Genomic DNA, 14,126 nt, shown 5'->3' on the forward strand with positions numbered 1-14,126 from the left:
GGTTTAGGAAGTATGAACAATTCTAGGAATTAAAGAGCGCCATGAACTTTGGCCAAGCCTGCGGGTCGGCCACGGTTTTATCGCGGCAAAAGGCGTTGCAAAAGCCCCAGATGCGCCCGCTCATTTCCATGAAATGCGTCACAGGCTTGCCCGAATAGGGGCAGTCGGTGTTGACAGAAGGGCCACTGTCCACGGCACGCGCGGGCATTGGCACAGGGCCGGGCCACGGGCGGGTGGGGTAGTCGCGGGCATAGACAGCTTGGTCAGGGCCATCGACAAGCCCCATCGCGCGCCATTGCCGGAACGACGGATGCGCCAGTTGGGCCGCCACAAATTCGGCCAAAGCGGGGCTGACGGGGAGGTTATAGCCAGCAATCCGCGCGGCCACGGGGGCATAAAATACATCCGCCGCAGAGTAGGCGCCGCACAGCCACGGGCCGGAATGGTCGCAGGTGGCGCGCGCCCAAACCAACAGCGTTTCTAGCCGCGCAATATCGGCCAACACGGCCGCAGAGGGCGCGCAATCGGAATAGCTGACCCGCAGGTTCATCGTGCAATGGTTGCGCAGCGCCACAAACCCCGCATGCATTTCGGCGACCAAGGCGCGGGCCACGGCACGCGCGCTTGGATCGCTGGGCCAATGCCCTGCCTTGGGGTGGCGGCTGGCCAGTTCTTCGGCGATGGCAATGGTGTCAGGGACGACTTGGCCATCGGCAAGTTTAAGGGCAGGCACGCTGCGGGCGGGCACAAATTCGGCCAAAAGCGCGGGGAACGCATCGGTATACATCTGCGCCCGTTGGGTTTTGACGGGAATATCAAACGCGTCAAACAGCAGCCAGCCGCGCAGGCTCCAGCTGGAATAGCCGCGGTCACCGATGGCAAGGGTATAGGTCATGGGGTGCATCCTTTATGTTTGATCGCAGTTTAGCGGCCCCAACTGCATAAGAAAACGCAGGTTTGTGCGGCTATCCATCACGGAATGTAATTGATCCGCCCTGCCGACCATTGACCGTCAAAGGTGATTTCAGTCACCGACAGATTGTCGATCTTATGGCTGAACGCCTCGTACCCGCCGATGCCGAGTGCGCGTTGGACCTGAGTCAGGATGACACCGAAATGGGCGACGACGATAATATCCTTATGCCCCATCAGCCGTTCAACGGCCCCGTTCACCCGCCCACAAACCACATCCCAGCTTTCGCCATTGGGCGGGCGGATGGCACCCGGTTCCTCCCAAAAGCGGCGGATCAGGGCTTGGTCTGCGACTTCGGTAAAATGCTGTAACTCCCAGTCACCAAAGTGAATTTCGCGCAGATCGGGGTCATGGGGCAGGCGCGCGCGCTGGGCCACAATGGCATCGGCCGTGGCGCTGGCGCGGATCAAGGTGGACGACACCACAGGCGCATCGGGCAAATGCGCCGACAGCCGCGCGATGGCGGCGGTGTCGGACAGGTCGGCGGGCAAATCGGACCACCCGACAAGCGTTTTGGCATGGGTTGGCCCGTGGCGCACCCAATGAAACGTGGTGCTGTGAAATCTGGTCATAGCGCCCCCTTTAACACCACGGGCAGGCCGGAAATCACCGCGACCACCAGCCCCGCCTGCGCCGCAAGCTGCTGGTTCAGCCGCCCTTGGGCATTTTGAAACCGCCGCGCCAGCGCGTTATCGGGCACAATCGACCAGCCCAGTTCATTCGTCACCACAACAACGGGGGCAGGGCAAGCCGCCAGCGCCGCCAACATGCCTGCCGCCTCGGCCTCGATATCCCCATCGGCCAGCATCACATTGGTCAGCCACATCGTCGCGCAATCCAGCAACACCACCGCATCGGGCGAAACCGTGGCAAGGGCGGCCCCCACATCGCGCGGTGCCTCAACCGTCTGCCAATTCGGCCCACGGCCCTCGCGGTGCGTGTCAACCTTGACCCGCATCTCCTCATCCCAAATCTGTGCCGTGGCGATATAGACGCGCGGGCGGCCAGACTGCACGACCAGCCCTTCGGCAAACCGCGATTTGCCCGATTTTGCGCCACCTGTCACCAGCGTCAGGGACATAAGTGAATTTTTGGTCACGAGGTTTGATCCAATCGGTAAAGCCCAGCGTATGACTTATTGAAACAGCGACAACGCTGGCAGGTTCGCACTTTGGGGGTGTATAATGGCACAAGCAGGATATAGCGACCAAACCATGTCGCGCCAAGCGATGAAGGCAGAACTTTTGGATGCCGAGACGGAATTGCGCCTTGCCTATGCGTGGCGCGACCAACGCGATGAGGCAGCCCTACACCGCCTGATCACCGCCTATATGCGGCTTGCCATCAGCATGGCGTCGAAATTCCGCCGCTACGGTGCCCCGATGAATGACCTGATCCAAGAGGCATCTTTGGGTCTTATGAAAGCGGCGGACAAGTTTGACCCCGACCGTGGCGTCCGCTTTTCCACCTATGCCGTGTGGTGGATCAAGGCGAGCATCCAAGACTATGTGATGCGCAACTGGTCGATGGTGCGCACCGGCTCCACCAGCAGCCAAAAAGCGCTGTTCTTCAACCTGCGCCGCGTGCAGGCAAAAATTGAACGCGAGGCAAACCAGCGCGGTGAAACCCTTGATGGCCACCAATTGCGCGCAATGATCGCAAGCGAAATTGGTGTGCCTGTGCATGATGTGGAGATGATGGACGGCCGCCTTGCAGGGTCGGACTTTTCGCTTAATGTCACCCAATCGGCCGAGGATGAAGGCCGCGAATGGATCGACGCGCTCGAGGACGATACGGCGCAGGCTTCTGAGGTGGTCGAGGACAGCCACGACCGCGCCCATCTGCGCGACTGGTTGGTCAAGGCGATGACTGACCTGAACCCGCGCGAACGCTTTATCGTAACCGAACGCAAGCTGCGCGACGAAGGGCGCACGCTGGAATCCTTGGGCAATGAGCTGGGCCTGTCGAAAGAGCGTGTTCGGCAATTAGAGGCCGCAGCCTTTGCCAAACTCAAGCGCAGCCTTGAAACCCGCACGCGTGAGGTGCATCACTTCTTGTGATGATCAAAGCGATTTCCTTCCTGTCGGCCATGTCCCTGCTCTGTGGGGACATGGCGTTTGCGCAGAAAACAACCCTTGCCGATTTGCCCGCAACGGCACCCGCCGAAATCGTAATCCTCGGCGAAATCCATGATAATCCAACCCACCACCTGACCCAAGCAGACCTTGTTGCGCGGTGGAAACCGGCGGCAATCGTGTTTGAAATGCTGACCCCATCGCAAGCCAAGGCTGTTGGCGGCACGGACCGGACCGATGCCACCGCAATGGAAGCAGCACTTCAATGGAACGGCACAGGCTGGCCCGATTACGACCTCTATCACCCGATTTTTGCGGCCTCTGGCACCGCAAACCTCTACGGCGCGGCGCTGGACATATCAGACGTCCGCCGCGCCATAACTGAAGGCGCCGCCACGGTTTTTGGCCCAGATGCCAGCCTATACGGCCTTGCAACCCCATTGCCCGCCGCCGAACAATCCGCCCGCGAGGCAGATCAAATGACCGCCCATTGTAACGCTCTGCCGCCTGAAATGCTGGCAGGCATGGTTGCAGCTCAACGTCTGCGCGATGCCGCCTTTGCCCGCACAGCCCTTGCTGCCTTGGCCGAAGCGGGCGGCCCCGTTGTGGTCATTACAGGGTCAGGCCATGCCGACCGTGACCGCGGCATCCCTGCGGCCCTGGCCATCGCCGCCCCCGACACATCGGTCTACAGCATCGGCCAAATCGAAGGCGCTCCCGACCCATCCGCGCCTTTCGACGTCTGGATCGTCACCCCACCAACCCCGCGCGATGACCCTTGCGTGGGTTTCGCCAAGCCTTAGGTCACCGCAAACTTCTTTTTCTGTTCGGTAAATATCCATTTGCCTTGTGCGTCATCGGCAGTCTGGTCTTGATTGCGCGCAAACCGCTTCAAGGGGAAATTGCCGTCAGGCAAGCGGGGCAAAGCCCCCGCGTCCCTTGGCCTCGCAAAACACCGTTCACCTCTGGCATAAATATCGCTAGGGTGGCCGTGCAACCCTTCTGAACGGACCCCATCATGTTGACAGGCAAGCGTATTCTTCTGGTGATCGGCGGCGGGATCGCCGCGTTCAAATCGCTTGACCTGATCCGCCGCCTGCGCGAACGCGGGGCCGATGTGACACCTGTGCTCACCAAGGCAGGCGAACAATTCGTGACCCCGCTCTCCGTTTCCGCCCTCAGCGGCTCCAAACTCTACCGTGATCTGTTCGATCTGACGGATGAGGCCGAGATGGGCCATATCCAACTCTCGCGCTCGGCCGATCTGATTGTCGTCGCTCCCGCCACTGCCGATTTGATGGCGAAAATGGCCCAAGGCCGCGCGGATGATCTTGCCTCAACCCTCCTTTTGGCCACCAATACGCCCGTCTTGATTGCGCCTGCGATGAATGTGCGGATGTGGCAACACGCGGCAACGCAGCGCAATCTGGCCATGCTGCAGGATGATGGTATTCGCCTCATCGGCCCGAATGATGGTGATATGGCCTGCGGTGAGTTTGGACCGGGCCGCATGGCCGAACCCTTGGAAATAATAGCCGCGATTGAGGCAGGGTTTGCGCGCGGTCCCCTTGCGGGCAAGAATATTCTGGTCACCTCTGGCCCCACCCATGAACCGATTGACCCGGTGCGCTATATCGCCAACCGATCGTCAGGCGCGCAAGGCACGGCGCTGGCCGCAGCGCTGCGCGATTTGGGAGCGAATGTGACCTTTGTCACTGGCCCTGCCAGCGTGGCCCCGCCATCGGGTGTAAGCGTTCAACATGTTGAAACAGCCGCACAAATGCTGTCAGCAGTGCAAGCGGCCTTGCCCGCCGATTGCGCCATCTTTGCCGCGGCCGTGGCCGATTGGCGCGTGGCCAACGCCGCCGCGTCCAAAATGAAAAAGGACGGCGCAGGCAAGACCCCCGCGCTGGAATTTGCCGAAAACCCCGACATCCTTGCCACTGTGTCGCAGATGAAAACGGGCCGCCCTGCTTTGGTGATAGGCTTTGCCGCCGAAACCGATGATGTCATCGCCCATGCCATTGCTAAACGGTTGCGCAAGGGCTGTGACTGGATCGTTGCCAATGACGTGTCACCCGCCACGGGCATCATGGGCGGGGCAGAAAACGCCGTAACCGTGATATCGGATGCGGGTGCAGACGGCTGGCCACGGATGAGCAAGGCGGAAGTCGCCAAGCGATTGGCGGACCGGATCGCGCAGGCCTTGAACGGCTAGGATGTGTTGCCCCATTGGTGCCTCCGGCGGGGATATTTTTGAACAGAAAAAGATAAGGGACAGCCTATGGGGCCGACTTTGCGGTTTATGTGGGAAGACTGGGCGGACCAAAGCCTTGGCCTGCCATGCTATGAGACATCAGGGGCCGCAGGAGCCGATATTCGCGCAAACCTTGCCCCATCGGATCGAAGCGCAGGGATCACGCTGGCCCCAATGGCGCGGATCATCGTGGCCACAGGGCTGCGGATCGAAATTCCCCAAGGGTTCGAGGTGCAAATCCGGCCCCGCTCGGGCCTTGCGCTGAAACACGGAATCAGCCTCCCCAACACGCCGGGCACAATTGACAGCGATTATCGCGGGCCTTTGGGCGTGGCGCTGATCAATCTGGGGGCTGCCCCCTATACCATCGCGCATGGTGACCGGATTGCCCAAATGATCATCGCCCCCGTTGTCCAAGCGCGGTTTGAGCTGGCAGACAGCCTGTCAGACACTGCGCGTGGCACAGGCGGCTTTGGCTCGACAGGCCGATCATGATCGGGATCTTGGGCTTTGCCGCGTTGTTTTTTGGCCGCCGCTTTCTGCCCCAGCCTTTGGTGATCGCGCTCGTCTTGTTTTGGTGGGCACTTTTGGTCGCCGTTCATGCCCCGATCTTCCCGCAACCCAACACGGCAGCCAACCTGTTCGGGGGTAATTTCATCGCATGGCTGATGCTTGGCGCACTCACCGCCATCGTTTTGGCCTACCGCTTTGGCCTGCAAGCCTTGCGCCGCCGGATTACTGACAAACTGCCGCAACCTGACACCACCCCCGCCGCGTTTAAACCGGTCGAGCTGGAACGCTATGCCCGCCACATCATGCTGCGCGAAATTGGCGGGGCAGGGCAGCGGCGGCTGAAGGATGCCAGCGTTCTGGTCATCGGGGCAGGGGGTTTGGGCAGCCCCGCGCTGATGTATCTGGCCGCATCGGGCGTGGGGCGGATTGGCGTGGTAGACCCTGATGTCGTTGAAAACTCCAACCTGCAACGCCAGGTCATCCACACCGACGACCGTATCGGCATGCCCAAAGTGCATTCGGCGGTGGCGGCGATGCAGGCGTTGAACCCGTTTTTGGACCTGCGCGCCTATGCCCGCCGGCTGGATGCCGAAACAGGTGCGCTGATCGCAGAATATGACCTGATCCTTGATGGCACCGATAATTTCGACACCCGCTATTTGGTCAACCGCCTGTGCGTGGCCGCTGGTAAACCCTTGATTGCCGCCGCTATTACCCAATGGGAAGGGCAAATCAGCCTGTACGATCCCGCCCACGACGGCCCCTGTTTTGAATGCGTCTTTCCCAACCGCCCCGCCCCCGGAATGGTGCCGACCTGTGCCGAGGCCGGTGTCGCGGCCCCTTTGCCCGGTGTCATTGGTACGATGATGGCGATGGAGGCGGTCAAACACCTGACAGGCGCGGGCCAAACCTTGCGCGGGCGGCTGATGATCTATGACGGGCTTTATGCCGATGCACGGGTGATGACCACCAAACAACGAGAGGGATGCGCGGTTTGCGGCGGCGGTACCGCCCTGTAAGCGCAGCACTTTTTCGCTACAACCGCTGGACATTCCCCAAACCACAGCTAACCTAAACCCAACCCTTTGAAACCGGAGCCTGATCGATGAAATTGACCGCCGCACTTGGCCTTGTCGCCCTGTTGTCCGCCCCTGCATTCGCCGCTGACCTGCCCGATATGGCGGGCAAGGACATCACCGTAGTGACCGAAAACGCCTATCCGCCGCTGCAATTTGTCAAGGATGGCGTGGCCGTGGGGTGGGAATATGACGCGGTGGCCGAAATCGCCAAGCGGTTGAACCTGAAGGTAACTTACGAAAATATCAGCTGGGATGCGATGATCCCTGCGGTATCCGAAGGCCAGTTTGATATGGGCATGACCGGCATCACCATCCGCGAAGATCGCCGCGAAAAGGTCGATTTTTCCGATTCTTACATGCGGTCCGAAATGGTCATGCTGGTGCGCGGCGATGAAGAACGCTTTGCCGATGCAAAAACCTTTGCCGCCAACCCTGACCTGCTGATGGCCGCCCAGCCCGGCACCACACCGTTTTATGTCGGCGTGTATGAGGTGCTGGACGGGAATGAGGCCAACCCCCGCATCAAGATGTTCGAAACCTTTGGCGCGGGTGTCCAAGCCTTGCGCAATGGCGATGTAGACCTTGCGTTGACCGACAGCACAGGCGGTGCAGGCTATGTTGCCGCCAGCGAAGGCAAGCTGAAAATCGTTGGTGACACGCTGGGCGCCGAAGATTTCGGCTTTATCTTCCCCAAAGGGTCCGATTTGGTGGCGCCTATCAATGCAGCCATTGCCGCGATGAAGGCAGATGGCACGCTGGATGCCCTGAACAAAACCTGGTTTGTTGACGCAAACACAGGCGGCTAATGCGCCCCGCCCCTGACAGGCCGGAATTTCCGTGGTGGCTGCTGATCCTGATCGGGATTGGCAGCTATCTCTTTTGGCGTGTGCTGTCGGATGATCTGTATTCCCAAGTCCTGACCACATTGTCCAAGGGCATCTGGACCACCATTATGGTGACGGTCGTGGCGTTTTCCATGGCGGCCAGTCTGGGGCTGTTGCTGGCCGTGGCGTCTGGGTCGCGCTGGGCCGTGATCCGGCAGGTCGCGCGGTTTTATATCGAGGTGGTGCGCGGTGTGCCGATCATCGTGCTGCTCCTCTATGTCGCCTTTGTGCTGGCCCCGGCCTTGGTCGATTTTTGGAATTGGGCCACCGCCTATTTGGGCTTTGACCCCATACGCAGCCGTGATTTTTCCTTGCTCTGGCGCGCGGTGATTGCCCTGACCATCGCCTATTCGGCGTTTCTGGCTGAGGTGTTTCGGGCGGGCCTTGCCTCGGTGGACAAGGGCCAGATCGAAGCGGCCGAGGCGCTGGGCCTGTCGCGGTGGCACACCTTCCGGCTTGTTGTCTTTCCGCAGGGTTTTCGGGTGATTTTGCCCCCTTTGGGCAATGATTTTGTTGCAATGGTGAAAGACAGCAGCCTTGTATCGGTGTTGGGCGTCACCGACATCACCCAATTGGGCAAGGTCACGGCGGCGGGCAATTTCAAGTATTTTGAAACCTATAACGTGGTCGCGCTGATTTACCTGACGATGACCATCACCTTGTCGCTGGCCCTGCGCCATTTGGAAAAACGCATGCGGCAAGGGACGGAACGCTAATCCTCCAGCAGTAAATACAGCGCCCCGATGGTCATCACTACACCGGCCAATATTCCCAACGGCGGCAGGCCACGCCCAAGCGCGATTTCCCACAAAATCACCCAGCACGGCGTTAAATAGGTATAGGCCATCACCTTGGCCGCAGGCAGGCGCAGGCTGGCATATTGCAGCAAAACAAACGTCATCGCACTGGACGCGATGGACACATAGGCCAGCGTTATCCACACAATGCGCGGCATTGCGGCCCAATCGGTCGCCAATATCGCAGGCCAAGACCACAGGGCCAAAATAACCGTCCCCGCGACCATCATCCCGAAACTGAACACCACGGCAGGCTCGCCGCGGTTCAACTTGCGCACCATCGGCGCATAAAGGGCGTGCGACGCGCAGCCCCAGAAATAAATCATCTCACCCCGCCCGATGTGGAAATTGCGCAAGGCCTGCCAATCGGCGCGGAAAATCACCCAAGCCGCGCCCGCAGCCCCGATGGCAAGCGCAACGCCCATCCGCGCGGTGGTGATCTGGCGCAGCAAAAGCCAGCCAAACCCCGCCGCCATCACCGGCGTCAGCGTGAACACAGCCGCCGCCGATACTGGGGCCGCCGTTTTCAGCCCTTCAAACATCAACACGAAATACAGCGCCAACAACGCGCCCAGCACCAGATAGCGCCAAGGGGCCGCAAAGGCGCTGCGCTTGATCCCCGTGGTCGCCAGCGCCGCCACCCCCACAATCAGCCCCGCAAAAACAAAGCGCAGCGTGGTCAATGCGGCGGGGTCCACAAAGGGCGCGGCCATCGATCCCAGCGAAAACGACCCTGCAACCAGCGCCGAAAACGAAAGCATCGCCAAATGCCCGCGCAACCCTTCGCGCCGGTCAAAATGCGTTACAGGGTTTGCCATTCCACAGCCGCCTCTTTCAAACAGGCCAAAAAGCGCTGCACTTTCAGCGTGCGGTGCAAGTCTACATGCGTCACCAGCCACAGGTTCGCCGACCATTCCGGCCGCGGCGGCATCACTTCAATCAAATCGGGGTAATGGGCCGCCGCAATGCGCGACATAAACCCAAGGCCTGCACCCGAACTGATCGCATCATAAATCGGCGCAGGCTCGGCCGCGCGAAAGCTCAGCGCCTCGGGCGGGACCAAATTCCGCAACCAATGGTAAAACGGCGCGCGGCTTTCCGCATCATCATTCACCACAAATCGGTGATCGGGCAGCTCGGCATCTTTCTTGGGCAAACCATGGGCCGCCGCATAGGACGGGGCCGCATACAGCCCGTGATGCAAAACCAGAAACGGTTGCACCACATAATCCGGCTCGGACGGGGCAGCCCCCGCCCGCACAGCCACATGCGCCTCGCCAAAATCAAGGCGAAACAGGCGCTGACCCGTCAAAAACCGCACAACCAAGTTGGGGTATTGCGCCTGAAACTTGACCATCACCCCCGACAATTGGCGGCTGATATCGGCAATCGACGTGATCACCAATTCGCCCGTCACCGTTTCGCCATGCCCTCTGATGCGGTTGGCAAGCTGGGCAAACTGATCTTCGGTGGATTGCGCCACGGCCAACAGATCGCGCCCCGCCTCGGTCGCGGTATAGCCCCGCGCGTGGCGTTGAAACAGCTTTTCGCCCAACCGCTTTTCCAAACTGTCGATATGGCGGATCACCGTGGCATGATGCACGCCCAACACATCTGCCGCGCCCGAAACGGTGCCCATGCGCGCCACCTGATAGGCGGTCTTTATCTCGTCCCAATTGTCCATTTGACGCCCCCGTATCAATCCAGCCCGTTTTGGACGTTTTCGCTACGGTATCCGCTTGTCCTGCATGGGAAAAGCCATTTAATGTCGTTATAGCAATGCTGTGGCGCAAATGGCTTTTGGCCGCCTGTGCCGCGCACTGGCCTTGACTCTGCCGCCGCTTGGGCCTATCAGCCCCACAATTCCCGGAAGTTAATCGCTTCCGGTCCCAAGGCTTTTGCCGGGATCGCCATCCGTCAGCGCGCTGCGCCCACGGGTGCCGCCTTGCATTGGCAAATTCGCCGCCGATCCCCATATCGGCATCTTGCAACAGCCCTGACGGAGGCAGCCCATGTTCGAGAACCTATCAGAACGCCTTGGCGGTGTTTTTGACCGGCTGACCAAGCAAGGTGCCCTGTCGGACGCCGATGTCGAAACCGCCCTGCGCGAAGTGCGCGTGGCACTGCTCGAGGCGGACGTCTCGCTGGCTGTGGCCCGCGACTTTGTAAAACGCGTGCAGGTCAAGGCCACGGGCCAGCAAGTGACCAAATCGGTCACACCGGGCCAGCAGGTCGTGAAAATCGTTCATGACGAGTTGATAAAGGTTCTGGCGGGCGACGAAGAACCCGAAGCGCTGAAAATCGACAACCCGCCTGCGACCATTCTGATGGTCGGTTTGCAAGGCTCGGGCAAAACCACGACCACGGCCAAACTGGCCAAGCGGTTCAAGGACCGGATGGGCAAGCGGGTGCTGCTCGCCTCGCTGGATACCAACCGTCCTGCCGCTATGGAACAGTTGCAGATTTTGGCCGCGCAGGTCGGCGTTGACAGCTTGCCGATCGTCAAGGGCGAGTCGGCGGTGCAAATCGCCAAGCGCGCCAAGACCCAAGCGTCGATGGGCGGCTATGACATCGTGTTCCTTGATACCGCAGGGCGTTTGCACATCGACCAAGTGTTGATGGACGAAATCCAAGCGGTCCGCGATATTGCCCAACCGCGTGAAACCCTGTTGGTCGTCGATGGCCTGACGGGCCAAGATGCCGTGAACGTGGCCACCGAGTTTGATGGCAAGGTCGGCATTTCCGGCGTTGTCCTGACACGGATGGACGGCGACGGTCGCGGCGGTGCGGCGCTGTCAATGCGCGCCGTCACGGGCAAACCGATCCGCTTTGTCGGCCTTGGCGAAAAGCTGGACGCGCTCGAAACCTTTGAAGCCGAACGTGTCGCAGGCCGAATCCTTGGCATGGGCGACATCGTGGCGCTGGTCGAAAAGGCACAGGAAACCTTTGAGGCCGAAGCTGCCGAACGCATGGCCAAGCGTTTTGCCAAAGGGCTGTTCAACATGAACGACCTTAAGGGTCAGCTTGAACAGATGATGAAAATGGGCGGCATGCAGGGCCTGATGGGCATGATGCCGGGCATGGGCAAGATGGCGAAACAAGCCGAGGCGGCGGGTTTTGACGATACCATGCTGAAACGCCAGATCGCGCTGATCAATTCCATGACCAAGAAGGAACGCGCCAATCCCGATTTGCTGGCCGCATCCCGCAAAAAGCGGATCGCAGCGGGCGCTGGTTTGGAAGTGCAGGAATTGAACCGTTTGCTGAAACAGCACAAGCAAATGGCCGATATGATGAAAAAGATGGGCAAGGGTGGCGCGATGAAAGCCGCCATCAAGCAGATGATGGGCGGCAAAGGCATGCCCGACCCATCAAGCATGACACCCGAACAGATGGAAGAAGCCGCGCGTGGGATGAAGCAGGGCCTCGGCATGGGGCGGGGCGGATTTCCGGGCATGGGTGGCGGCATGTCGTTGCCCTCTGGCCTGTCGGGGTTGATGAAAAAGAAATGACGCAGATCTGCACCCTCTCCGCTTCGCCGCGCCCGACATACGTATGTACGAATGGCATACGGTTGGCATACGCAAAACATACGCCCCTTTTGGCCCAAGGACGCGCCCAATGACCACTGACGCAACCCGTGCGGCGGCCTTGCTAAAGGACCACCGCGACAGCATTGACCGGCTGGATGCGATCCTTGTGTATACCCTTGCCGAGCGGTTCAAACAAACCCAAGCCGTGGGCAAGTTGAAAGCCGAACATGACCTGCCTGCATCTGACCCCAGCCGCGAGGCCCGCCAGATCGAGCGGTTGGAATGGCTGTCAAAAGAGGCCGATCTTGACCCCGAATTTGCCAAGAAATTCCTGACCTTCATCATTTCCGAAGTCATCAGGCATCACGAACAACTGCAGAAATAACCAACAACGGTGGGTTTCACCCACCCTACCCAAAATTAAGGAGACTATACTATGTCCATGAAAATCCGTCTTGCCCGTGGTGGTTCCAAAAAGCGCCCTCACTATTCGATCGTAGCCACCGACAGCCGTATGCCGCGCGATGGCCGTTTCCTTGAGAAATTGGGCACTTACAACCCATTGTTGGCCAAGGATTCCGAAGACCGCGTAAAAATGAACGCCGAGCGCGTTCAGTACTGGTTGGGCCAAGGCGCACAGCCAACCGACCGTGTTGCCCGTTTTCTTGAGGCCGCTGGCCTGCGCGAAAAGAAAGTCCGCAACAACCCGAAAGCGGCTGTTCCTGGCAAGCGTATGGCTGAATTGACCGCGAAAAAGGCCGCTCGTGCAGCAGCCCCAGCTCCGGTTGAAGCCCCGGCAGAAGCAGCGGTAGAAGCTGCGGCTGACGCTGAATAATCGGCACGGCCCGTGTAAGGTAACCCCGTGCAAGGCCAGTACAACAAGGCCTTTCAGGCCGAGTTACGCGATCTGATGCGCTGGCGGCGCGATGTGCGCCGCTTTCGCACCGACGCAGTTGAGGCAGCGGTTTTGGACCGCTGCCTTTCTGCGTTCATGCTGGCCCCATCGGTGGGCCTGTCCGAACCGTGGCGGGTAATTTCTGTCGAAAGTGACGCCGCCCGCGCCAAAGCCCTTGCCAATTACGAGGTCTCAAATGCTGAGGCATTGGCAGGTTATGGCACTGAAAAAGCTAAACTTTATGCAGGCTTGAAACTGTCTGGCATGCGTGAGGCGCCGGTGCATCTGGCCGTGTTTTCGGATGATGGCACGGCCAAAGGGTCAAACCTTGGGGCGGCATCCATGCCCGAAACGCGGGCCTATTCCGTCGTCGGCGCAATCACTTTGTTCTGGTTGGCCGCCCGCGCCGAAGGCTTGGGGATTGGCTGGGTGTCGATCCTTGACCCCGTGCAACTGACCCGCGATTTGGACGTGCCAAGCGACTGGCGGTTGATCGGATACCTATGTGTCGGCTGGCCCGAAACCGAAGAAAAAACCCCTGAATTGGAACGTGCAGGCTGGGAAAAACGCAGCCCCGCACTGTTTGTGGAGCGGCGATAATGGCAAGTCCTGACCTTGAAAACCGGCTGTGTGTGGGGGCCATTTCCGGCTCTTTCGGTGTGAAGGGCGAGGTGCGGCTGAAAAGCTTTTGCGCCGATCCCACTGCGATTGCGGATTACGGCCCGCTGTTCACCGAAGACGGCAAGCGCAGCTTTAAAATCACCCTGACGCGCCCTGTGGCGGGGGGGCTTGGTGCGCGCCTGACGGGTGTGGACACCAAAGAAGAGGCCGACGCCCTGCGCGGCACCAGCCTCTATGTAAGCCGTGACAAGCTGCCAAACCTGCCCGATGACGAATTTTATCACGCCGATCTGATCGGGCTAGAGGCCCGTGATACCGGCGGTGTTTTGCTGGGCAAAGTGATTGCTGTTCACAACCACGGCGCGGGTGATCTGCTGGAAGTCGGCGGCGCTGGCGCGACATCGGTGTTGCTGCCCTTTACGCTGGCCACCGTGCCAACTGTTGATCTTTCGTCGCAACGGATCGTGATCAATATGCCAGAAGGGCTAGACTAACGCCC

Annotated in this window: 17 protein-coding genes; 12 read left to right on the forward strand and 5 right to left on the reverse strand. The window is 60.0% G+C overall.

From position 1 onward, the window contains the following. Nucleotides 1-22 precede the first annotated feature (22 nt). The 3 genes from G560_RS0108845 to cobU all read right to left on the reverse strand — a co-directional run bounded on the left by G560_RS0108845 (nucleotide 23) and on the right by cobU (nucleotide 2,054). Nucleotides 23-895 (reverse strand): glutathione S-transferase, encoded by an 873-nt coding sequence (locus tag G560_RS0108845; protein WP_022703961.1) that lies wholly within the window; start codon nucleotides 893-895, stop codon nucleotides 23-25. Between the two features lie 77 nt (nucleotides 896-972). Continuing rightward, on the reverse strand, nucleotides 973-1,545 hold the full coding sequence (locus G560_RS0108850; protein ID WP_028913900.1) for a histidine phosphatase family protein: 573 nt from the start codon (nucleotides 1,543-1,545) through the stop codon (nucleotides 973-975). Next, nucleotides 1,542-2,054, reverse strand: a complete 513-nt coding sequence (gene cobU / locus G560_RS0108855; RefSeq protein WP_050525169.1) for a bifunctional adenosylcobinamide kinase/adenosylcobinamide-phosphate guanylyltransferase — start codon at nucleotides 2,052-2,054, stop codon at nucleotides 1,542-1,544. The genes G560_RS0108850 and cobU overlap by 4 nt, the downstream gene beginning before the upstream one ends. Nucleotides 2,055-2,157: 103 nt before the next feature. Between cobU and G560_RS0108860 the strand changes: the two genes are divergently transcribed. The 7 genes from G560_RS0108860 (at nucleotide 2,158) to G560_RS0108895 (ending at nucleotide 8,497) form a co-directional block, all read left to right on the forward strand. Then, nucleotides 2,158-3,033, forward strand: a complete 876-nt coding sequence (locus G560_RS0108860) for an RNA polymerase factor sigma-32 (RefSeq protein ID WP_022703963.1) — start codon at nucleotides 2,158-2,160, stop codon at nucleotides 3,031-3,033. After that, nucleotides 3,033-3,851, forward strand: a complete 819-nt coding sequence (locus G560_RS0108865; protein WP_022703964.1) for a ChaN family lipoprotein — start codon at nucleotides 3,033-3,035, stop codon at nucleotides 3,849-3,851. Before G560_RS0108860 ends, G560_RS0108865 begins: the two co-directional genes overlap by 1 nt. 215 nt (nucleotides 3,852-4,066) lie before the next feature. Beyond that, nucleotides 4,067-5,266: a bifunctional phosphopantothenoylcysteine decarboxylase/phosphopantothenate--cysteine ligase CoaBC gene (gene coaBC / locus G560_RS0108875; RefSeq protein ID WP_022703966.1), complete on the forward strand. Its 1,200-nt coding sequence runs from the start codon at nucleotides 4,067-4,069 to the stop codon at nucleotides 5,264-5,266. A gap of 66 nt (nucleotides 5,267-5,332) precedes the next feature. Continuing rightward, a complete protein-coding gene (dut, locus tag G560_RS0108880; protein ID WP_022703967.1) occupies nucleotides 5,333-5,800 on the forward strand; it encodes a dUTP diphosphatase in 468 nt (155 codons plus the stop codon). Then, nucleotides 5,797-6,837 (forward strand): HesA/MoeB/ThiF family protein, encoded by a 1,041-nt coding sequence (locus tag G560_RS0108885; protein WP_022703968.1) that lies wholly within the window; start codon nucleotides 5,797-5,799, stop codon nucleotides 6,835-6,837. The genes dut and G560_RS0108885 overlap by 4 nt, the downstream gene beginning before the upstream one ends. Before the next feature lie 86 nt (nucleotides 6,838-6,923). Further along, nucleotides 6,924-7,703, forward strand: coding sequence for a transporter substrate-binding domain-containing protein (locus G560_RS0108890; RefSeq protein ID WP_022703969.1), 780 nt, complete (start codon nucleotides 6,924-6,926; stop codon nucleotides 7,701-7,703). Next, the gene (locus G560_RS0108895; RefSeq protein ID WP_022703970.1) at nucleotides 7,703-8,497 is read left to right on the forward strand and encodes an amino acid ABC transporter permease; all 795 of its coding nucleotides are present in this window, start codon (nucleotides 7,703-7,705) and stop codon (nucleotides 8,495-8,497) included. Before G560_RS0108890 ends, G560_RS0108895 begins: the two co-directional genes overlap by 1 nt. On the opposite strand, the gene G560_RS0108900 is transcribed toward G560_RS0108895, so the two are convergent. Beyond that, nucleotides 8,494-9,396, reverse strand: a complete 903-nt coding sequence (locus G560_RS0108900; RefSeq protein ID WP_022703971.1) for a DMT family transporter — start codon at nucleotides 9,394-9,396, stop codon at nucleotides 8,494-8,496. The two genes, G560_RS0108895 and G560_RS0108900, sit on opposite strands and share 4 nt — an antisense overlap. After that, entirely contained in the window at nucleotides 9,381-10,262 is an 882-nt protein-coding gene (locus G560_RS0108905; protein ID WP_022703972.1) for a LysR family transcriptional regulator, read from the reverse strand. The genes G560_RS0108900 and G560_RS0108905 overlap by 16 nt, the downstream gene beginning before the upstream one ends. 328 nt (nucleotides 10,263-10,590) lie before the next feature. Between G560_RS0108905 and ffh the strand changes: the two genes are divergently transcribed. The 5 genes from ffh (at nucleotide 10,591) to rimM (ending at nucleotide 14,121) form a co-directional block, all read left to right on the forward strand. Continuing rightward, the gene (gene ffh, locus G560_RS0108915) at nucleotides 10,591-12,090 is read left to right on the forward strand and encodes a signal recognition particle protein (RefSeq protein ID WP_022703974.1); all 1,500 of its coding nucleotides are present in this window, start codon (nucleotides 10,591-10,593) and stop codon (nucleotides 12,088-12,090) included. 109 nt (nucleotides 12,091-12,199) lie between these two features. Further along, nucleotides 12,200-12,496: a chorismate mutase gene (locus tag G560_RS0108920; RefSeq protein ID WP_022703975.1), complete on the forward strand. Its 297-nt coding sequence runs from the start codon at nucleotides 12,200-12,202 to the stop codon at nucleotides 12,494-12,496. A 51-nt stretch (nucleotides 12,497-12,547) separates the two neighbouring features. Beyond that, nucleotides 12,548-12,946 carry a 30S ribosomal protein S16 gene (gene rpsP / locus G560_RS0108925; protein ID WP_022703976.1) on the forward strand — a complete coding sequence of 133 codons (399 nt, stop codon included), beginning with the start codon at nucleotides 12,548-12,550 and terminating at the stop codon, nucleotides 12,944-12,946. Nucleotides 12,947-12,973: 27 nt separating this feature from the next. Next, complete coding sequence (gene bluB, locus G560_RS0108930; protein WP_022703977.1) at nucleotides 12,974-13,606, forward strand: 5,6-dimethylbenzimidazole synthase; 633 nt, start codon at nucleotides 12,974-12,976, stop codon at nucleotides 13,604-13,606. After that, nucleotides 13,606-14,121 (forward strand): ribosome maturation factor RimM, encoded by a 516-nt coding sequence (rimM, locus tag G560_RS0108935; protein ID WP_022703978.1) that lies wholly within the window; start codon nucleotides 13,606-13,608, stop codon nucleotides 14,119-14,121. Before bluB ends, rimM begins: the two co-directional genes overlap by 1 nt. Nucleotides 14,122-14,126 lie beyond the last annotated feature (5 nt).

It is taken from the genome of Pseudorhodobacter ferrugineus DSM 5888, from assembly GCF_000420745.1.
In the GTDB taxonomy this organism is placed as follows: domain Bacteria; phylum Pseudomonadota; class Alphaproteobacteria; order Rhodobacterales; family Rhodobacteraceae; genus Pseudorhodobacter; species Pseudorhodobacter ferrugineus.